At 48.5% G+C, this 20,599-nt stretch carries 21 protein-coding genes; 13 read left to right on the forward strand and 8 right to left on the reverse strand.

All coding sequences use genetic code 11. From position 1 onward, the window contains the following. Nucleotides 1-36 precede the first annotated feature (36 nt). Nucleotides 37-954 (reverse strand): oxygen-dependent coproporphyrinogen oxidase, encoded by a 918-nt coding sequence (gene hemF, locus AB0763_RS13055; protein ID WP_306102299.1) that lies wholly within the window; start codon nucleotides 952-954, stop codon nucleotides 37-39. Between the two features lie 264 nt (nucleotides 955-1,218). Here hemF and purE point away from each other — a divergent pair, with 264 nt between their 5' ends. Together purE and AB0763_RS13065 are read left to right on the forward strand one after the other, a co-directional pair. Continuing rightward, nucleotides 1,219-1,704: a 5-(carboxyamino)imidazole ribonucleotide mutase gene (gene purE, locus AB0763_RS13060; RefSeq protein ID WP_306102238.1), complete on the forward strand. Its 486-nt coding sequence runs from the start codon at nucleotides 1,219-1,221 to the stop codon at nucleotides 1,702-1,704. A gap of 8 nt (nucleotides 1,705-1,712) precedes the next feature. Next, complete coding sequence (locus AB0763_RS13065) at nucleotides 1,713-2,852, forward strand: 5-(carboxyamino)imidazole ribonucleotide synthase (protein WP_306102239.1); 1,140 nt, start codon at nucleotides 1,713-1,715, stop codon at nucleotides 2,850-2,852. A gap of 101 nt (nucleotides 2,853-2,953) precedes the next feature. On the opposite strand, the gene AB0763_RS13070 is transcribed toward AB0763_RS13065, so the two are convergent. The 3 genes from AB0763_RS13070 to dprA are packed head-to-tail and all read right to left on the reverse strand — an operon-like array spanning nucleotide 2,954 to nucleotide 5,113. Continuing rightward, on the reverse strand, nucleotides 2,954-3,517 hold the full coding sequence (locus tag AB0763_RS13070) for a type I DNA topoisomerase (RefSeq protein ID WP_306102240.1): 564 nt from the start codon (nucleotides 3,515-3,517) through the stop codon (nucleotides 2,954-2,956). 4 nt (nucleotides 3,518-3,521) lie between these two features. After that, nucleotides 3,522-4,004, reverse strand: a complete 483-nt coding sequence (locus AB0763_RS13075) for a DUF494 family protein (RefSeq protein WP_306102241.1) — start codon at nucleotides 4,002-4,004, stop codon at nucleotides 3,522-3,524. A gap of 2 nt (nucleotides 4,005-4,006) precedes the next feature. Next, the gene (gene dprA / locus AB0763_RS13080; protein ID WP_306102242.1) at nucleotides 4,007-5,113 is read right to left on the reverse strand and encodes a DNA-processing protein DprA; all 1,107 of its coding nucleotides are present in this window, start codon (nucleotides 5,111-5,113) and stop codon (nucleotides 4,007-4,009) included. 274 nt (nucleotides 5,114-5,387) lie between these two features. Here dprA and def point away from each other — a divergent pair, with 274 nt between their 5' ends. The 6 genes from def to AB0763_RS13110 all read left to right on the forward strand — a co-directional run bounded on the left by def (nucleotide 5,388) and on the right by AB0763_RS13110 (nucleotide 11,760). Further along, nucleotides 5,388-5,915, forward strand: a complete 528-nt coding sequence (gene def / locus AB0763_RS13085; protein WP_306102243.1) for a peptide deformylase — start codon at nucleotides 5,388-5,390, stop codon at nucleotides 5,913-5,915. A gap of 22 nt (nucleotides 5,916-5,937) precedes the next feature. Next, nucleotides 5,938-6,885 carry a methionyl-tRNA formyltransferase gene (gene fmt, locus AB0763_RS13090; RefSeq protein ID WP_306102244.1) on the forward strand — a complete coding sequence of 316 codons (948 nt, stop codon included), beginning with the start codon at nucleotides 5,938-5,940 and terminating at the stop codon, nucleotides 6,883-6,885. A gap of 79 nt (nucleotides 6,886-6,964) precedes the next feature. Further along, on the forward strand, nucleotides 6,965-8,248 hold the full coding sequence (gene rsmB / locus AB0763_RS13095; protein ID WP_306102245.1) for a 16S rRNA (cytosine(967)-C(5))-methyltransferase RsmB: 1,284 nt from the start codon (nucleotides 6,965-6,967) through the stop codon (nucleotides 8,246-8,248). Between the two features lie 45 nt (nucleotides 8,249-8,293). Continuing rightward, the gene (trkA, locus tag AB0763_RS13100) at nucleotides 8,294-9,670 is read left to right on the forward strand and encodes a Trk system potassium transporter TrkA (RefSeq protein ID WP_306102246.1); all 1,377 of its coding nucleotides are present in this window, start codon (nucleotides 8,294-8,296) and stop codon (nucleotides 9,668-9,670) included. A gap of 52 nt (nucleotides 9,671-9,722) precedes the next feature. Continuing rightward, nucleotides 9,723-11,168 (forward strand): TrkH family potassium uptake protein, encoded by a 1,446-nt coding sequence (locus AB0763_RS13105; protein ID WP_306102247.1) that lies wholly within the window; start codon nucleotides 9,723-9,725, stop codon nucleotides 11,166-11,168. Nucleotides 11,169-11,172: 4 nt separating this feature from the next. Next, nucleotides 11,173-11,760, forward strand: coding sequence for a DUF3157 family protein (locus AB0763_RS13110; RefSeq protein WP_306102248.1), 588 nt, complete (start codon nucleotides 11,173-11,175; stop codon nucleotides 11,758-11,760). Nucleotides 11,761-11,827: 67 nt separating this feature from the next. On the opposite strand, the gene AB0763_RS13115 is transcribed toward AB0763_RS13110, so the two are convergent. Continuing rightward, nucleotides 11,828-12,472: a hemolysin III family protein gene (locus AB0763_RS13115; protein WP_306102249.1), complete on the reverse strand. Its 645-nt coding sequence runs from the start codon at nucleotides 12,470-12,472 to the stop codon at nucleotides 11,828-11,830. 58 nt (nucleotides 12,473-12,530) lie between these two features. Then, nucleotides 12,531-13,322, reverse strand: a complete 792-nt coding sequence (locus tag AB0763_RS13120; protein ID WP_306102250.1) for a sporulation protein — start codon at nucleotides 13,320-13,322, stop codon at nucleotides 12,531-12,533. A 292-nt stretch (nucleotides 13,323-13,614) separates the two neighbouring features. Here AB0763_RS13120 and AB0763_RS13125 point away from each other — a divergent pair, with 292 nt between their 5' ends. The 4 genes from AB0763_RS13125 to AB0763_RS13140 all read left to right on the forward strand — a co-directional run bounded on the left by AB0763_RS13125 (nucleotide 13,615) and on the right by AB0763_RS13140 (nucleotide 15,883). Further along, entirely contained in the window at nucleotides 13,615-13,788 is a 174-nt protein-coding gene (locus AB0763_RS13125) for a hypothetical protein (RefSeq protein WP_306102301.1), read from the forward strand. 109 nt (nucleotides 13,789-13,897) lie between these two features. After that, nucleotides 13,898-14,161, forward strand: coding sequence for a DUF1040 family protein (locus AB0763_RS13130; RefSeq protein WP_306102251.1), 264 nt, complete (start codon nucleotides 13,898-13,900; stop codon nucleotides 14,159-14,161). A 106-nt stretch (nucleotides 14,162-14,267) separates the two neighbouring features. Then, nucleotides 14,268-15,254: a serine/threonine protein kinase gene (locus AB0763_RS13135; protein ID WP_306102252.1), complete on the forward strand. Its 987-nt coding sequence runs from the start codon at nucleotides 14,268-14,270 to the stop codon at nucleotides 15,252-15,254. A 29-nt stretch (nucleotides 15,255-15,283) separates the two neighbouring features. Continuing rightward, on the forward strand, nucleotides 15,284-15,883 hold the full coding sequence (locus tag AB0763_RS13140; protein ID WP_306102253.1) for a thiol:disulfide interchange protein DsbA/DsbL: 600 nt from the start codon (nucleotides 15,284-15,286) through the stop codon (nucleotides 15,881-15,883). A gap of 32 nt (nucleotides 15,884-15,915) precedes the next feature. On the opposite strand, the gene AB0763_RS13145 is transcribed toward AB0763_RS13140, so the two are convergent. Both AB0763_RS13145 and AB0763_RS13150 read right to left on the reverse strand, forming a co-directional pair. Then, nucleotides 15,916-16,842 carry an acyltransferase gene (locus AB0763_RS13145; protein WP_306102254.1) on the reverse strand — a complete coding sequence of 309 codons (927 nt, stop codon included), beginning with the start codon at nucleotides 16,840-16,842 and terminating at the stop codon, nucleotides 15,916-15,918. Nucleotides 16,843-16,992: 150 nt separating this feature from the next. After that, on the reverse strand, nucleotides 16,993-18,519 hold the full coding sequence (locus tag AB0763_RS13150; protein WP_306102255.1) for a YifB family Mg chelatase-like AAA ATPase: 1,527 nt from the start codon (nucleotides 18,517-18,519) through the stop codon (nucleotides 16,993-16,995). A 422-nt stretch (nucleotides 18,520-18,941) separates the two neighbouring features. Here AB0763_RS13150 and ilvG point away from each other — a divergent pair, with 422 nt between their 5' ends. Further along, nucleotides 18,942-20,588, forward strand: coding sequence for an acetolactate synthase 2 catalytic subunit (gene ilvG / locus AB0763_RS13155; RefSeq protein WP_306102256.1), 1,647 nt, complete (start codon nucleotides 18,942-18,944; stop codon nucleotides 20,586-20,588). Nucleotides 20,589-20,599: the final 11 nt, after the last annotated feature.

Consider the following 20,599-nt stretch of genomic DNA (forward strand, 5'->3'; position numbering starts at 1 on the left):
TTATTGCGATATCAAAATTTATAATACTAGGTGACTCTATAGCCATTGGCGTGGAACAAGATACTCAGCCAGTTTGGCTTCGGCACTGCCCTCTTTCGGTTGAAAACGGTATTCCCAACGCGCTAAAGGTGGCATAGACATCAATATCGATTCCGTTCTCCCACCACTTTGCAAACCAAAGAGCGTACCTCGGTCGAGTACGAGATTAAACTCGACATAACGGCCGCGGCGGTACAATTGAAACTGACGTTCTTGATCGCTGTATGGCAATGACTTTCTCTTCTCGACAATCGGGATATAAGCTTGAGCATAGCCTTCACCAACCGCTTTAATGTAATCAAAGCACTGCTCAAACGGCCATTGATTCAAGTCGTCAAAAAACAAGCCGCCAATGCCTCTGGTTTCATCGCGGTGAGGCAAATAGAAATAACGGTCACACCAGGCTTTGTGCTCAGAATAGACCTGCTCACCAAAAGGTTGACACAAATGATGAGCCACTTGATGCCAATACTGACAATCTTCTTCAAAGGGATAAAACGGGGTTAAGTCAAAACCACCGCCAAACCACCATATCGGCGCTTCACCTTCTTTTTCGGCAATAAAAAATCGGACATTAGCATGAGAAGTGGGTACATAAGGATTTTTAGGATGCATGACCAAAGACACGCCCATGGCCTCAAACTGACGCCCCTCTAGCTCTGGGCGATGTGCCGTCGCAGAAGCAGGCATCGCATTACCGAAAACATGAGAGAAGTTAACACCACCTTGTTCAAATACGTCGCCTTGAGTCATGACTCGAGTACGACCGCCGCCGCCAAGTTTTTCACCTTTTTCACGTTGCCACGCATCTTCCACAAAGGTTGCTGAGCCATCCACCTGCTCTAGCTGGCGACAAATACTGTCTTGGAGTTCGAGTAAAAACGTTTTTACGGCTTGCTTATTGACCACGCCCAGATACCTCGTTTGTATACATGTTTGTCGGCTCAGTCTATGAACCGAAACAGAGAGTGCCTACCATACCACTTGTAAAGCGATAAAATAACTGATGTGGCGCAAGCTTCGTGCTACTAAAACGCGAAAATACGGCATCTCACACTCCTGAGATAAAGACATTGACCTAGCCCGACTCACGCAAACGTTTTCCTCAACAAGAAATCCACGTATAATGCCGCCATATTGCACTGTTAAATCACACCTATCCCCTTCAAGGAGTTTATCATGACCGTCGGTATTATCATGGGTTCGAAATCTGATTGGCCAACAATGAAATTAGCTGCAGAGATGCTAGACCAGTTCGGTGTAGAATACGAAACAAAAGTCGTCTCAGCACATCGAACTCCTCAGTTACTTGCCGATTACGCCAGTAGCGCCAAAGAGCGTGGTATTAAAGTGATTATTGCCGGAGCCGGCGGTGCAGCGCACTTACCTGGAATGGCCGCGGCTTTTACCAGTGTGCCAGTGCTTGGTGTACCGGTACAATCCAAAGCCCTAAAAGGGATGGACTCGTTACTTTCAATCGTACAAATGCCCAAAGGCATCGCCGTAGGAACATTGGCCATCGGTGACGCCGGTGCGGCGAATGCCGGTATACTTGCTGCCCAAATTATCGGTACGTTCGACAACCAAGTCATGACAAAAGTCGAAGCATTTCGTCAGCAACAAACCGACACCGTTCTCGCCAACCCTAACCCAGCTGAAGAGTAACCACTGACATGCATGTTTTAGTTCTCGGTTCCGGCCAACTTGCCCGAATGATGGCATTGGCAGGAGCGCCGCTCAATATCACCATCCACGCCTATGACGTCGGCACCAAGGCCATCGTCGATCCTATATCAAAAGCTCAGATTGAAAACGCGAGTTTAGAATCCGAATTAAAGCGCGCTGATGTCGTCACGGCAGAGTTTGAGCACATCCCACATGACATCCTCGATGTGTGCGAACAAAGTGGTAAGCTCAAGCCAAGTGCTCAGGCGATAAAAGTGGGGGGCGACCGTCGCTTAGAAAAACGCTTACTCGACCAAGCGGGGGTTAAAAATGCGCCATATCGTCACATTGAAACGTTCGCCGACCTCGAGTTGGCCATTGAATCACTCGGCCTGCCTTTAGTACTGAAAAGCGCATTGGGCGGCTACGATGGCAAAGGACAATGGCGTATTAAAAACGCCCAACAAGCCCAACAGTTTTGGCCTGAGGTTCAAGCCTGCTTGGACTCGGCCTCCCATCAAGCGATTGTGGCTGAGCAGTGGATTCCTTTTCAACGCGAAGTGTCTTTAGTCGGAGTCAGAAGGGAAAACGGTGATATTGCCACGTACCCTTTAGCGGAGAATATCCATGTTAATGGTGTGCTTAGCCTGTCTTCTGCCATTGACGACCCTCAGCGACAAGCACAAGCGCATGCCATGTTTAGCGCCGTCGCCGACACTTTGGATTATTGTGGTGTGTTGGCATTGGAGTTTTTCGATGTCGATGGGCAATTATTAGTCAATGAAATTGCCCCTCGCGTTCATAACTCTGGCCACTGGACACAACAAGGCAGTGAGGTTTGTCAATTTGAGAACCACTTACGGGCCGTGTGTAATCTACCGCTTGGCAACACTGAGTTATTACGACCAACGACAATGATCAACATCTTAGGTGAAGACAGCATTCATGATATGGTGTTAGCGAAACCCGGTTGTCACCTGCATTGGTACGGCAAACAAAAGCGCGCAGGAAGGAAAATGGGCCACCTTAATGTCAGTGCCCAAAGCGAGCGAGAAAAACAACAATTATTGACCGATTTAACCGACCTTCTACCAGAAAAACTCTACCCAGCGCTTCATCAGTGGTGTGCATCTCTGACTGACCAATAAGGTTAAACGCGAGTCGCACTCCCTCGCCACCAACGGCCTTCCCCCCGAAAGTGAAGGCCGTCTTTCTTCTCCGCCATGACGGCATAACCATTCGATGCTATTTAGCTTGGCTGTTCTTGGTGATGATGACAGGATTTAATCGCGCACTGGAATTTACCTGACTTAAGCTTAGTCAGTAGCGTGTTGCCACACGATTGGCACACACCAGTCACAGGTTGAGTATTGAGAGTAAATTTACAATCTGGGTAACAAGAACAAGAATAAAAGCGCTTACCAAACCGATTTTGGCGCGCCACTAACTGCCCTTGCTGACACTCGGGGCACACAAATTGCTCGTCGTCGGTATCTTGTTGAGCCGCCGATTTAGGTGACTGGTGATAATCACATTGCGGGTAATCACTACACCCAATAAACATGCCATAACGCCCTTGGCGCAGCACCAGTTCACTCCCACACTCCGGGCAGGGCACGGCTAAGTGCTTCACAACATGACCGTCATTTTGATGCAAAGGTTTTAAGTACTCACACACTGGAAAATGAGAACACGCCCAAAACGGCCCATGTTTACCGTATTTTAGCACCAGCGTATGCCCACATTCCGGGCAGGGTTCCCCCCGGTCTTGCTGAGATGAATCAAAGAGATCGGCATCAATTTTTCTATTCATAGACTCAGTGCATTAACCCTTGCTCTTGGGTGTAAATCAGCTCTTCCATTAAGGTATAAGCTTGTTCATGACCAGGGACATTGAACAGTACCATCAGAACAATCCACTTTAAGTCTTCTAAATCAAACTCTTTGGTTTCCAACCCCATAACACGGTCGATCACCATTTCGCGAGTTTCGAGCTTTAAAATTTCAACTTGTTCTAAAAACAACAAAAAGCCTCGGCTCTTCGCATCTAAGCGCTCCATTTCGACCGCGGTATAAATACGCGTCGATGGCACTTTGCCATCATTGGAAATCAAGGCTAGCGGAGAATCGTTCTGATGCAATAAGGCCAGCTCTTCTAACCATTGCAAGGCTTTGAGGATATCTTTTTGTTGAAAACCCGCACGGATCAGCTCATCTTCGAGCTCGTTTTGATCCACCTGTAATTCCGCATCACTATGGATGTAGGTCTCGAAAAGATACATTAAAATATCCATCATCATAGCTAGCCTCTCCTCTTTCGAATGTAGCCACCAGTGACCGACTCAACGAACCCTAATAGTTCTAACTCGAGTAACTGTGACATAACTTGTTGAACAGGTATATGGCTCCTGCTTGCGATAATATCAATGGGTAGGGGTTCTTCTTTTACGTTATCCAACAGAGAGGAAAATGGCAATGACTGATTGTCGTCTGGCGACTTTTTTTGTTCTTCGACAATGTCAGGGGCCCACATCAACATTGGCGAAATTTCATCAAGTATATCCTGCGCACATTGCACTAAGGCCGCACCTTGCTTAATTAAACGATTACACCCAGCCCCCACCCGTTCTCCGGGGAAGCTCGGCGTCGCCATCACCTCGCGATTTTGCTCTAGCGCGTAACGAGCGGTAATTAAAGAGCCACTTTTTTCTGCCGCTTCCACGATAACCGCCCCCAAAGACAAGCCGCTGATGATGCGATTGCGGCGAGGGAAATAGGCCGCTTGTGGGCGACTATCCGGTAAAAATTCGCTAACCAGCGCCCCAGATTCAACAATGCGCTCAGCCAAACCACGGTGACAAGCGGGGTAAATACGATCGATACCAGAACCAAGCACGGCGATGGTTTTTCCTCCGCCTTTTAGTGCACCGTCGTGGGCAAAACCATCAATCCCCACCGCGAGACCACTGGTGATCACCAAGCCTTGTCCTGCCAATTCCCGACTCCACTGCTGCGCAAGCGTCAGGGCTTGAGGCCGAGCGTGACGTCCACCCACTATCGCCACTTGAGCCTGTTGCAACACCGACCCATCCCCTTCGACAAACAGCACACTGGGTTTACTGTTAATCTCATTGAGTAAACGCGGGTACCCCAAACTCCAAGGGGTCAACATACTGCGATTGGGTTTGTCTGCCAGCCATTGCTCAACGCGAATCGCTTGCTGCCATACCCGATCGAGGCGCGTATATTGCGCGTCGCTTATTCCCCAAGACAGCCAATCGGCGCGAACCGCTAAATGGCACCCTTGAACAGGTATCGTGGGCCACAAGGAGGACAAACGCTGTGGCCCGATTTTGGGCAATAGACTCAGGGCCAACCACACGAGCTCCGGTGACAATTCCTTTCGCATCTTCTCACTCCTTATTCCCTCATCACTGAGTGGCTCGGCCCACCATCGCCAAGGCCTTGCAATCAAGCTTGCGCGTTTCCACTCACTTTAATACTCCACTCAAAACCACCGCAGTAAGTGCTGCACGTTACACCGAGAATCTTGATTGTCTTACTACTAACTATATAACACGGTGAAAAAAGCTGCCGTTATACTGTTATTTAGGTGGTAAAATGACTAGAATTAAAGCGAAACCTTTTGCCTGTTAACGGCTCAGAACAAAACTTGAGTAACTATGTCTGTATTAAATGTATTAATTTTTCCCGATGAGCGCTTGCGTACTGTTGCCACCCCTGTAGAAGCAGTCACGCCTGAAATCCAAACCATTGTCGATGACATGATTGAAACCATGTACGATGAAGAAGGGATTGGCCTTGCCGCAACTCAGGTCGATATTCATCAACGCATTATTGTTATTGATGTTTCTGATACACGGGATCAGCCGATGGTATTGATCAACCCGGAAATTATACAGCAGAGCGGTGAGGATGGCATCGAAGAGGGGTGTTTATCGATCCCGGGTGCACGAGCCTTAGTACCACGCGCCGCGAACGTCAGCGTTAAAGCCCTAGACCGAGATGGTAAAGAATACACGTTTGATGCCGATGGCTTGTTATCTATCTGTGTGCAACACGAAATCGACCACATCAATGGCAAACTGTTTGTTGACTACCTGTCGCCGCTAAAGCGCAAACGCATTCAAGACAAAATGTTGAAACTCAAGCGCCTGAACGCCAAGCACGCACAACAATCGAATTCTTAAGCCATAACACAAGGACATTCTCTTGACTCAACCTCTTCGTATTGTCTTTGCTGGTACGCCTGATTTTGCCGCCCAACACTTGGCGGCATTACTGTCTTCAGAGCACGACGTTATCGCCGTTTATACCCAACCAGATAAACCCGCAGGGCGCGGTAAAAAGTTAACAGCAAGCCCGGTAAAACAAATCGCGATGGAACACGGCATTGACGTCTATCAACCAGAAAGCTTTAAAAATGAACAAGCGCAACAAGAGCTCGCTCGTTTAAATGCCGACGTGATGATCGTCGTGGCTTATGGTCAGCTGTTGCCTAAAGTGGTACTCGATACCCCACGCTTGGGATGCATCAACATCCATTTTTCTATCTTGCCACGCTGGCGAGGCGCTGCGCCAATCCAACGCGCGATTTGGGCCGGCGATCAAGAAGCCGGGGTCACCATTATGCAAATGGATGTCGGCCTGGACACCGGTGATATCCTCAAGATTGCCAAGATCCCGGTTGAACCCAATGATACCAGTAGCACCATGTTTGCTAAATTAGCGCAACTTGGCCCACAAGCCTTACTGGAATGCTTAACTGAGATCAATCAAGGCAAGGTCATTGCAACCCCGCAAGACGATGCACAAGCCAATTACGCCAAGAAACTCAGCAAAGAAGAAGCTCGAATTCAATGGGCGGAGTCTGCCGAGCACATTGAACGCTGTGTTCGTGCTTTTAATCCGTGGCCAGTGAGCCATTTTGAGGTTCAAGAGCAAACGGTTAAGGTCTGGCAAAGTCATGTGCGATACAATGAGACAACCGCCCAGCCGGGCACCATTGTTCAAGCGGATAAAAACGGTATTGTCGTGGCAACTGGACAAGGGCAATTGGTCCTAGAGCACATTCAAATCCCAGGCAAAAAAGCCATGCCCGTGGCCGACGTATTAAACTCCAAAGCCAGTTGGTTTGAAGTGGGTCAATTGCTTAATTAAATTTTGGTGAGCTTGCCACCAAGAAACCGTAATTATTGAGGGCAGAGATGCCCTCCTTTGTTTTAAAGGTATCACCTAGATGAATGTTCGCGCTTCCGCCGCTCAAGTCCTTTTTTCCGTTGTCGATCAAGGCCAATCGTTGTCGACGGCATTGCCCTTGGCACAATCGGCGATAAAGCCACGTGACCACGCCTTATTACAAGAAATGTGCTACGGCGCTTTGCGCTATTTACCCAGGCTCGAGTCGATTGCTAACCAATTAATGGATAAACCTCTCAAGGGCAAACAACGCGTCTTTCACCACTTGATCTTAATCGGCTTATATCAGCTGGGCTACATGCGGATCCCTGCACACGCCGCGGTGGCAGAAACGGTTGAAGGCACCAAAGCACTCAAATGCCCAAAGCTCAGAGGGTTAATCAACGCTGTTCTTCGCAACTACCAACGACAGCAAGAAGCGTTAGACCAAAAAGCCGTTAGCCATGACGCCGGTCGCTATACTCACCCAAGTTGGTTACTCAACACGCTCAAAACGAGTTACCCAACACAGTGGCAAGACATCGTTGAGGCCAACAACCACAAAGCGCCAATGTGGCTACGCGTCAACCGACAGCACCACACCCGAGAACAATACCAAGCTTTGTTAGACGAACACGGTATTGAGAGCAGTCTCCATAGCCAGGCCCAAGATGCGCTACTCTTAGCCAAGCCTTGTGACGTTTATACTTTACCGGGTTTTGAACAAGGCTGGGTATCGGTACAAGATGCCGCGGCCCAATTGGCGTATCACTATTTGGATCCACAAGAGGGTGAGTTAATTTTAGATTGCTGCGCCGCGCCTGGTGGCAAAACCGCCCATATTTTAGAAACCACACCAACCGCTCAAGTGGTCGCGATTGACAGTGATCAAAACCGACTAGAACGCGTCAATGATAATCTCACTCGTTTAAAATTAACGGCCAATGTCATTCACGGTGACGCCCGAGCCCCTCGCACTTGGTGGCAAGGCGAGCAATTTGACCGCATTCTTCTCGATGCGCCTTGCTCCGCCACTGGCGTTATTCGACGCCATCCCGATATCAAATGGTTGCGCCGTAAAGAAGATATCGATGCCTTGGTTGAGTTACAGCAAGACATCTTACACGCCATGTGGACGATGTTAAAACCGGGGGGGCGCTTGGTTTACGCCACCTGCTCTATCACACCAGCAGAGAACAAAGAACAGATTAAACGCTTCCTCGCCAACACGGGTGATGCCAAACTGCTAGACTCTGACGACAAGGATCCCGGCCGTCAAATTTTGCCTGGTGAAGAACAGATGGATGGATTTTATTACGCCGTCATCACCAAAACCGCGAACTAAACGTCACCGCAGGGACGCGATGACGATGAAAGATGAGAACCCATTATGAAAATAATCATTCTTGGTGCAGGTCAAGTTGGTCGGACTCTGGCAGAGAATTTAGTTGGTGAAAACAACGATATCACTATTGTTGATACCAACCCAGAGCGCCTGAGAGAACTGCAAGACAAATACGACTTAAGGGTGGTCAGCGGTTACGCGAGCCACCCTGATGTGTTGCAAGAAGCCGGGGCACAAGATGCAGACATGCTCGTCGCGGTCACCAATACAGACGAAGTCAACATGGCGGCGTGCCAAGTGGCGTTTACCCTCTACAACACACCTAACCGCGTCGCTCGTATTCGCTCTCCCCAATATTTGACTCACAAAGATGCTTTATTTCAATCTGGGGCAGTCCCGGTCGATCACCTCATTGCCCCTGAAGAGTTGGTGACCGGCTATATAGAAAGGCTTATCCAATACCCTGGTGCACTGCAAGTTGTTAACTTTGCAGATAAAAAGGTATGCCTAGTCGCCGTTAAAGCTTACTACGGTGGGCCTTTGGTCGGTAACGCGCTATCGGCATTACGTGAACATATGCCGCACATCGATACCCGTGTTGCGGCAATTTTCCGTCAGGGTCGGGCCATTCGCCCCCAAGGTACCACCGTGATTGAAGCCGATGATGAAGTCTTTTTTGTCGCGGCCAACAACCATATCCGCTCGGTAATGAGTGAGTTACAACGCTTAGAAAAGCCCTATCGACGCATCATGATTGTCGGTGGAGGTAATATTGGCTCTAGCTTGGCCAAGCGTCTAGAGCAAGACTACAGCATCAAGTTGATCGAGCGGGACTACAAGCGAGCAGAGCGTTTATCGGAAGAGTTAGAGCACACGATCGTTTTTTGTGGTGACGCCGCCGATCAAGAGCTTCTCTCTGAAGAAAACATCGACCAAGTTGACGTCTTTATTGCCCTCACCAACGAAGATGAAACCAATATCATGTCGGCCATGCTTGCCAAACGCATGGGAGCGAAAAAAGTCATGGTACTGATTCAACGCAGTGCCTACGTCGACTTAGTTCAAGGGGGAGTCATCGATATCGCCATCTCTCCTCAACAAGCAACGATATCGGCACTCCTCACCCATGTCAGACGCGCTGACATCGTCAATGTCTCCTCGCTAAGAAGAGGGGCCGCCGAAGCCATCGAAGCCATTGCCCACGGTGATGAAAGCACATCAAAAGTGGTCGGCAGAGCCATCGAAGAGATCAAATTGCCACCGGGCACCACCATCGGAGCCATCGTACGTGGCGAAGAAGTCATGATCGCCCATGACAAAACGGTGATTGAGCAAGATGACCATGTCGTGATGTTTTTGGTCAATAAAAAATACGTCCCAGACGTCGAGTCTTTGTTCCAACCAAGCGCCTTTTTCTTGTAAAGCGAGCGTTTTAATCGATTAGGGTGACCCGCTATTTCGCGAGATTGGTATTATGGTTAACTTACGTTCTATCTTGTTTGTTGTTGGGCTAGTGCTCTCTAAACTGGCCCTGTTTATGTACATTCCCACCCTATTAGCTTTTTTTACCGCGACGGCCGGCTTCATCGATTTTGCCCAAGCGGTGATCATTACGCATATCGCAGCTTTCTTGTGCTTAACCCTAGGCCGCTCTGCCCGTTTTCATTTAGGGGTGAGAGATATGTTTTTAATTACCAGTATGGTATGGAGCATCGCCAGCGTGTTCGCCGCCCTGCCCTTTGTGTTCATCAACCACATCAGCTTCACCGACGCTTACTTTGAAACCATGTCCGGAATCACCACCACGGGCTCAACGGTACTGAGCGGGCTCGACAACATGGCGCCGAGTATTTTATTGTGGCGATCAACACTGCAATGGTTAGGGGGAATAGGCTTTATTGTCATGGCCGTTGCCGTGTTGCCCATGCTCAATGTGGGTGGCATGAAACTGTTTCACACCGAATCCTCAGACTGGTCAGACAAAAGTAGCCCAAGAGCAAAAACCGTCGCGAAAAATATTGTCATCGTCTATTTAGTACTGACATTATTGTGCACGTCAGGCTACCTGTTGACCGGAATGTCCCTCTTTGACGCCATCAACCACGCTTTTACCACCTTATCCACGGGCGGCTACTCAACCTCAGATGGCTCAATGAACCATTTTTCATCGGGCGCTCACTGGGTGGCTATTCTCTTCATGTTTTTAGGTGGTTTGCCTTTTTTACTCTTTATTGCTGCGATAAAAAAGCGCGACTGGCACACCTTATTGGCCGACGCCCAAGTGAGAGGGTTTGCCAAACTCATCCTTGCCAGTACCGCGGTCATCAGTGCATGGATGGTGGTGGAAGACGGTTATTCGATACTCGATGCCATTCGCGTTAGCATGTTTAATATTATTTCCGTCGTCACCACCACCGGCTTTGGCTTGGAGGACTTTACCGCTTGGGGAGCCCTACCAACCACATTATTTGCGTTCTTATTAATGGCGGGGGCATGTTCAGGGTCGACCTCAGGCGGCATTAAGGTGTTTCGCTTCCAGATCGCAATAACCTTGCTCAACAAACAAATCATGAAATTGATCCACCCCTCTGGGGTCTTTGTTCAACGTTATAACCAAAGGCCTGTCAACGACGATGTCATTCGCTCTGTCGTGGCCTTTGTGTTAATGTTTTTTATCAGTATCTTGGCCATTGCTGCCACGCTTAGCATCATGGGCCTCGATGTTATCACCAGCATTACGGGGGCCATTACTGCGGTTGCCAATGTTGGCCCAGGTATGGGGCAAGTCATCGGCCCAACCGGTAACTTTGCCCCTTTACCCGCCAGCGCGAAATGGGTACTTAGTTTTGGCATGTTGTTAGGGAGATTAGAAATACTCACTATACTCGTGCTGTTTTTTCCTGCGTTTTGGAAGCGATAAATTCATGAAATACACTCCTCTAACCCTAGCCAGCTTACTGGTGGCAGCCTTGTTTAGCACCTCGAGTTTCAGCGCACAAAAAGCTACCCTCGATGACGGAACCACAGTGATCCTCAACCCTGACTTTACTTGGCACTACCCACAAGCCCCCCACGGCGACGCTTCTCATGGCGCGATAGCCCCAGAAAAAAACACTACGGCACCCCCTGTACCGCTAAAAACCTTGCCAAGCCCTCGCTATATCGACATTAACCTCAAACAAGACAAGCCGATTTATCAATTGAGCCACGCTGGGGTAGATTTAGTACTCGGAAAAGCAGATTATCGAGACGGAAAATTGTGGGTACCCACCGCAATCAGTAACCAAAGCCAAGACCCGGTCATCAAGATGAGTATTAATATTGAGATCCAAGACAGCCAAGGCCAACCTCTCATTAAACAAACGCGTGCGGTCTGGCAAGCGATCAAGCGACTTCCTGACACTTACTTGCGCACCCAAAGCTCAAAGCCGGGAATCGAACTGAGTTTCGATGTGCCGCCGCTGCCAAACTATCGCCTCCTCGTAACGGTAGACCAATTGGAAACGCGCTAATCCCCGTTAAGGCCACCTGTGAGACATACGCCGCAAGTGAGTAGGCAAAAACAGAACGACAGGTGACTCAGAGTAGATATGCCACCGCAATGAAGTGGCAGGTTGCACCGCCCAGCACAAACACATGCCAAATAGCATGGTGATAAGGCAGTGTCTTGGCAAGGTAAAACCCTACTCCTAACGTGTAAGTCACACCGCCAGCGGCCAGTAATACCAAGCTGGCTAAAGGCAACAATAACCACATCTGATAAATCGCAATCAGCGATAGCCACCCCATCAGCAAATACAAAGCGACTGAGAACCGCTTGTAGCGCCCAACAAAGCGCAGCTTAAACAGCACGCCGATAAGCGCCACAAACCAGATGACCCAAATCAACCCCATTGCCAAAGGGGTACCCAGGCCAATCAGTAAAAAGGGCGTATAAGTACCGGCGATCAATAAATAGATAGCGCAGTGATCGAACACCTTCAACCAACGGCGCGCCCGGGCAATAAAAATGGAATGATAAAGGGTTGAAGCCGTAAAGAGCGTCACCAAACTCGCCCCATAGACCGCAATACTCATCAACGTGAGCTCTTCTGAAGGCGGGATATGGCTTAATAAAAACAGCGTTGCAATCAAAGACGCCATTGCCCCTAACGCATGAGTAATGGCATTGAGTCTTTCTTCATTTTTGCTATAGCTAGATAGGGCGTCATTGTGGGTATTCATGTAACCAACCGTTCAACTTGAGGTTTTAACCACTTCTAGCTTACACGTGTACGCCTAATTAATCCATGCTTTCAAGGTAGCTCAATAAGGCGCGCTTTAGTTGCGCCCGCGACGCTGACACCTCCAGTACCAATGGCGGAAAAGTCTCACTGCGATTGAGTACCGAAGCCAACATACCTCGTAAGCCATCGCGATGCCGATCAATCGCCATCCACAACGTCATTGTCTGGTCATTGCGGTGTATCGCGACTTCAAGCTCACGCCACACCCCGTGAAAAGGCCCATCGACCGGGACAAATTCAAACTCTTCAACAAAAGGGGCCGCCAACCCGTCAACCGCTTCACATTCGACTTGCCGGATCCGAAAGCCTTGCTCTTCAAACAAAGAAAGCACGTCGTCTAAAACCGGGTCCGGGCGCACAGTAATCGATGCTTTGTTGGTCGGGTCAACGGCGTAGGCAATATCCAAAGAGGTATCTAACCAAACTTTGGCATCGGACAAGGTGACAGGGGTTTCCCAAGGCAATGACAAGGTCAGTGAAAAGACTTTTTCTTCGCCGCTAGCCACTGAGAATGATTCGGGTAAATGACTTTCAGCTAAGGTATAAGTGACCGCTTCGCGCTTGCCGACCTTAGACCCTGGATCATCTCGGTTAGGATCGATATCTTGCCAGTACTGACAACACAAACGAATAGACAATTGTTCTATCACTTGTTCCGTCGCCCCACCGTAAACATGCGCTTGGATATCCACACTTTGCCCCGGATAAAGTGCTGATTGTTTAATGCTGACATCCACTTTCGTCGCCCCAATTCCCAGGCTGGCCAAGGTTTTTTTCCACAATGACATATTGCCTCCTATCCTTCATCTGACGACACCGATATGAATAGATCAATGCGTAGTTCCACTCTACTGTATTGTTTGAAAATTATGCAAAAAACATGTCATAACTTTGATTGACTTATCGATTTTATTATTCAACGGTGATAATATGAATTGAACATCGTTTATACGATGAGCAATCCTGAGGCAATGTTTCGGAATGGTGATTCAACCAATAGAGTCAGAGTGTAAGCTCGGGCTCCAAATTGCTTCAGGGACATTGTTAGGCAATGGATTTGCCACACAATTAGGTAACATAATGCGACCGACTACTGTCAGGTGCTCACACACCAATCGCAGTGCGACACGTCGCCGTTCTGGCTTTGCCAAAGCGCCGACTAAGCACCAATCCGCTGCTGTCAACAAAATGATGACGGAGAGAACGATTAAAGCTCACTCTGATATTATCAATAACGTTGTGCACGCCGCGTAAAAAACGCGCAGTGAAAGCTGCGCTTTTTTAATCTACATCAATCCCTCTCTCCTTCCTTTTTGCTAGCGTTGGTATTTTGAATCCATCCGAAAGAAAAAGGGAAATCGCTATGAGCTGCCATCGCATTGATGAATTGCTGTCTCTATTAAACACGCACTGGCAACAATCGCCGGATTTGAGCTTATGTGATTGCCTGCTTGAGATCGCCACACAATTAGCACTTCCAGAAGGTTTGGCCGAATTGACCGATGACATGCTGATCTACCATTTAAAAATGCAGCAACAAGGAGAAAACGCGCCGATCCCAGGTATGCAAAAAGATTGCGAAAGCGACTTTAAACAAGCGTTACTCAAAGCGCGGGGCATTGAATAACCAATAAGATTGGCCATGACTATCGCTAGTTTCCAACCCTATAACGTGTTTATACTGTGTAATAACCTATATTTTGGTCTGATGCAGCAATGCGTTAGTAGGGACAATGACACAACCGCAATTCAATTTTTCTGGGCTCACACCAGATATTATCTGGCAAGCCATGGCAGAAATCGGGATCAGAGCCGAATCCGGCCTACTGGCCCTCAACAGTTATGAAAATCGCGTATATCAATTTACTGACGAAGAAAAGCAGCGCTATGTGGTCAAGTTTTATCGCCCGCAGCGCTGGAACAAAGCGCAAATTCTCGAAGAACATCAATTTTGTTTAGCCCTGCAACAGAGCGATATCCCAGTGATCGCCCCTTTGGTCATTAACGGCCACAGTTTACACGATCACCAAGGTTTTTTATTTGCCCTGTACCCCAGTGTTGGGGGGCGCAATTTCGAAGTCGACAACGACGACCAACTCGAAAGTGTCGGCCACTACCTTGGCCAGATTCACCAAATTGGACCGACTAGCCATTTTGCTCATCGCCGCTCCTTGTGCGATCTCAGTAGCATTGACTCCCCCATCGAAATCATTGGCAATTGTGAGTTAATTCCTTCCTCACTACGCGGGCAGATCATCCAAACCATGGAGAAACTGCTCTGCGAAATCACCCCCTCACTGAATCAACCATTTACTACAAGACGCTTACATGGCGATTGCCACCCAAGTAATATTTTATGGCGTGATGGACCTGTGTTTGTCGACTTTGATGATATTGTCAACGGTCCGGCCATCCAAGATATTTGGATGCTGCTCAATGGCGAACAAAACGACAAACGAATGCAATTAGATATCTTGCTTGAATCCTATCAGAGTTTTTGCCATTTTGACGTCAATGAGTTGAAACTTATTGAGCCTTTGCGCGGTCTACGTATGTTGAACTATATGGCATGGATAGCAAAACGATGGCAAGACCCTGCTTTTCCCAACGCCTTTCCATGGTTTCAACAAGCGCCTTATTGGCAAAATCAAATCAATACATTAGAAGAACAAATTCGCACTATTCAGCAACCGCCGCTCACTTTATTCTCACAATGGTGATGGCTCTGTTTTTTAAATTGGAGAGAAATATGAAGAAGTTTTTTGCCCTGTTAGTCGCTGCTTGTTTAAGCCTGTCAGCTCACGCTGCAGACTATAAAGAAGGCGAGCAATACAAAGAGCTCGCGACAGAAAAATCCAAAAGCCCGCAAGTCACGGAGTTTTTCTCATTTTACTGCCCGCACTGCTACAATTTCGAACCTGTGATTGAAAAGCTCAAAGAGCACTTACCTGACAACGTTGAGTTTCAAAAAAACCACGTCGACTTTATGGGCGGTGATATGGGCCTCTCGATGAGTAAAGCCTACGCCACTATGGTGGTGATGAACATCGAAGATAAAATGATCCCGGTGATGTTCAATCAAATTCACCAATTGCGCCAAGCGCCGAAAAACGAAGCGGAATTAAAGCAAATCTTTACTGACCACGGCATTGATGGCAAAACCTTTGATGCGGAATACAACAGCTTCGCTGTCGACTCAATGGCGCGACGCTTTAGCAAATCATTTAAAGACCACGGTTTGACCGGTGTGCCTTCTGTTGTCGTCAACAACAAGTATTTAGTGGTTGCTCAAGGTATTAAAACCATGGACGAGTACTACGACTTAGTCGATTATTTATTGAAAAAGTAATCGACCGCATCGTATTCCAACCGATAAAAAACTCACTGCGGTGAGTTTTTTATCGCCTCACAGTCGGTACTACACGCGACATGTTGATCGTTATATACCCTATCTAAGTGCTCGTCCTTGTCTTGCCACACTTGATGTAACCAAGCCTGAAAGTGGCGTTTAAATTGTTTATCTGTGAAATAATTGCCCTGAATGGGGTCAACACTGCGCACCTGAACATCCACCACAATGCGTGTCATCTTGCCCATTAACAAATCTCGAAAGGGGGTATCACGATTGTCTGGGTAAGCGAGTGTAACGTCTATCACTGCGTTAAATTGTTCACCCATCGTCGACATCGCGTACCCAATACCGCCTGATTTAGGCGCCAGTACATGACGATAAGGCGATTGACTGCTGATGCGTTTTTGAGGCGTATAACGAGTCCCTTCCACATAGTTTACCACCGTGGTCGGGTGATGGCGAAACTGCAAACAGGCGCGGCGAGTCGCCTCGAGATCTTGGCCTTTCTTCTCCGGGTGTCGCAATAAATAGGCTCTGGAATAACGGCGCATAAAAGGCATGTTTAACGCCCAGCAAGCCATACCAACAAAAGGAACATAACGCAGTTGTTGTTTTAAAAAAAACTTCGGCATGGGAATTTGATTTCTAAACACGCAGCACAACACTACAATGTCTGTCCAACTCAAGTGGTTACAAATCAACAAATACCACGCTCTTTTACTCAATCCTTCTGGGCAATTTAACTGCCAATCCACACGATTGCTCAAGGCCAAAACACCGTGGTTCACCGTGGCCCAGCACCACATCCACCCGTCGGCCAGCCGCGTCATCAAACCACGCCATGCCGGTATCGGTAAGGCGAACTTTAAAACGGCCACCAAACAAATGAGCAAAGAAAACACCGCCGTGTTGGCGATCACCAGTACCGCGTTGAACAACAAAATAAAGTAGGACATAAATAAACATCTTGGCGCGAGAAAGAAGCGCAATATTATACAAAGTCACTCACGCTTTCATAGCCCAGACGCTATGGTCGGCTCTGTTGCCATTTTTCTCTTCATGTCTAATACAAGTAAGGCAACCATCGCAAAAAACAGCAGTATTCATTAAGGCCAAACCGTTTGCTCCGTTAATTGCTTCATCAAACGATCCATCGAGCGATAGCCGAGTGCTTCACACAGGTGCGTTCGGCTAATTTGCTCTTCGCCATTGAGATCGGAGATGGTGCGAGCCACTTTAATAATGCGATGATAAGCGCGAATGGACAGCCCTAACTGATGCAAAGCTTGTTCTAAAAACTCGGCATCTTGTTTGACTAATGGGCAGTACTGCTCAATTTCTCGCGTATTGAGACGGCTGTTGATCTTACCACAGCGCGCCAACATCGTTGCTCTGGCTTGATTGACGCGCTCTTTTACGACCGAGGTTGCCTCACCCCGGTCACCGCCTTCAGCCAATGTGCCTTTGGGGAGCGATGGAATTTCTAGCGACATATCAAAGCGATCGAGCAAAGGACCAGACAAACGCCCCAGGTAGCGCAAAATGCTTTGAGGGTTGGCTCTGGCTTGCTCTCCTTCATAATACCCCGTCGGGCTGGGGTTGAGCGCACCAATCAATTGAAAGCGAGCCGGAAAGCGGGTTTTTCCTTGTACACGAGAAATCACAATTTCTCCGGACTCTAACGGTTCGCGAAGTGAGTCCAGTACTTTACGCTCAAACTCCGGCATCTCATCGAGAAACAAAATGCCATTGTGAGAGAGTGAAATCTCACCTGGGCGAGGAATACTGCCGCCCCCGACTAACGCCGCCATTGAGCTCGAGTGATGAGGCGAGCGAAATGGCCTGGTTTTCCAATTGCCACTGTGGATATCATTGCCCACCAGCGAGGCCACAGCCGCCGTTTCCATCGCCTCTTCGTCTCCCATTTCCGGCAGTAAATCGCACAAGCGACTAGCCAACATGGTTTTCCCGGTACCAGGCGGGCCGAGAAACAATAAATTGTGCCCGCCCGCCGCGGCAATTTCCAATGCTCGCTTACCTTGCTGCTGGCCGATGATGTCTTGTAAATCGCGCTCTTCAGCCGTCTCCTTAACGACCTTGAGTACCGGTTTTAAGACCAAGGGCTTTTCACTTGATAAATGAGCGCACACCGCCAATAAACTCGATGCAGAACGATGATCGGCATCCACCAAGCCCGCCTCACCGGAATTACTGTCTGGGACGATTAATTGTCGCGCCGCGGCTTTGGCGGCTAAGGCGGCGGGCAATACCCCTTTGACCGTGCGCAAATGGCCAGAAAGCGCTAACTCTCCTAAAAACTCGTACTGAGATAAGGTTTCATGTGGAACTTGATCGGAGGCAGCCAAAATCCCCAAGGCAATTGGTAAATCAAAACGCCCGCCCTCTTTGGGTAAATCCGCTGGTGCCAAATTGACGGTAATCCTCTTGCTAGGAAACTCAAATTGCGAATTGATGATCGCACTTCTCACTCGATCTTTGGCTTCTTTGACCGTGGTCTCTGGCAAGCCGACTAAAGCGAAACCCGGCATGCCATTACTGATATGCACTTCTATTGAAATCAATGGTGCTTCAACTCCGACAATCGCTCGGCTGTAAACTATCGACAATCCCATTCCATTACCCCTTTCAATAAGTCACTGGTTTTTATCCACCTTAGTTATTTACCGTATTTTTAATGATAAGAAAGATGAAAAAAGAATGAGTTTTCACTTGTCAGTTAACAGTTTTTTATGATAACACTAAGGGTGCAAACACTTTCTTAGTAAAAAAATAGAAAATAAGTAACAAATGAACCCAATTGCCCTAATTAACTCACTGGTACTCCTGATTGTCGTGGTCATTATTGGCACCGCGCGGGGTCTTATGGGCGATAAGTAAACATAAGAATTTCTAAACCCCCGCACTGAAAAGTCCGGGGGTTTTTTTACAACTGAAAAATTGGGTCTCAAAAAGGCCATAATAAAAATGACAGGAAGAATGGGAGCGCACACCATGTGCCAAACAAACACAACCACACCACAGACGGGAGTAAGCAATGACAGGTGCTGAATTAGTTGTATCCGCCTTAAAACAACAAGGCATTGAAACCGTCTTTGGTTATCCAGGCGGGGCGATCATGCCCATATACGATGCCCTTTACGACGGCGGAGTCGAACATATCCTCTGTCGCCATGAGCAAGGTGCCGCCATGGCCGCCATCGGTATGGCCAGAGCCACTCAAGATGTCGCCGTCTGCATGGCCACCTCAGGGCCAGGAGCCACTAACTTGGTGACCGGCCTTGCTGATGCCTTCCTCGACTCCATCCCGGTCGTCGCGATCACCGGCCAGGTTGCCAGCTCTCACATCGGCACCGACGCCTTCCAAGAAATGGATGTGATTGGTATGTCATTAGCGTGTACCAAACACAGCTACCTTGTGACCGACATCGAAGAGTTAGCGCCAACCTTAGCCGAAGCCTTTGAAGTCGCTAAAACCGGACGCCCAGGCCCTGTTATTGTCGATATAGCAAAAGATGTCCAACTTGGCCAAGCCCCGACTAGCGAACTTCCCCCTGTTACCATCCCCGCTCTCCCTTCTGTTGATAACGATGCCGTTGTAAAAGCACAGACTCTACTCTCTGAAGCCAAACGCCCTGTTTTTTACGTCGGTGGCGGTGTTCAACTCGCCAAAGCCACGCAATGTGTACGAGAGTTTTTACGACTTAACCCTATGCCAGTCGTCAGCACTCTTAAAGGCTTAGGTACCATAGAGCGTCACGACCCTCATTACTTAGGTATGCTCGGGATGCACGGCACGAAAGCGGCGAACCTTGTGGTACAAGAATCGGACCTGCTCGTTGTAGTGGGCGCCCGTTTCGATGACCGAGTCACCGGCAAACTCGACACGTTTGCACCTAACGCCAAAGTCATCCACGTTGACATTGATGCCGCGGAGCTCAACAAACTGCGTCACGCGAATGCCCCATTGCGCGGCGAGATTACCGACATTTTGCCTCGCCTTGAGCTCACTCAAGACATCACGCCATGGCTACACCACAGCGAAAGCTTGCGCAGCGGCTTTAAGTGGCGCTACGACCACCCTGGTGATTTAATTTATGCGCCACTATTGCTCAAGCAATTATCGGACATGATGCCTGATTCCAGCATGGTATCGACCGACGTGGGTCAGCATCAAATGTGGGCGGCGCAACACATTCAACCTCGCGAACCACAAAATTTCATTACCTCGGCAGGCTTGGGCACCATGGGCTTTGGCTTACCGGCAGCCATGGGAGCGGCGGTTGCGCGCCCAGACGATCAATCGATCCTCATTACGGGCGATGGCTCGTTTATGATGAACATACAAGAACTGGGCACGTTAAAGCGCCGCCAAATCCCAGTTAAAATCGTACTACTCAACAACCAGCGCTTGGGCATGGTACGTCAGTGGCAATCACTCTTTTTCGACGGTCGCCACAGTGAAACTATCCTGGATGATAACCCGGACTTCATCACCCTTGCCAAAGCGTTTGATATACCAGGAAAAACCATCACCACCAAAGAAGAAGTTGTACCCGCATTGCAAGAAATGCTCGCGAGTAAAACCTCTTATTTATTGCATGTTCTTATCGACGAAGAAGAAAATGTTTGGCCACTTGTTCCACCAGGTGCCTCAAACAGTGATATGTTAGAGAATACCTAGGAGACGAATGA

The organism is Vibrio sp. HB236076 (genome assembly GCF_040957575.1).
Lineage (GTDB): Bacteria > Pseudomonadota > Gammaproteobacteria > Enterobacterales > Vibrionaceae > Vibrio.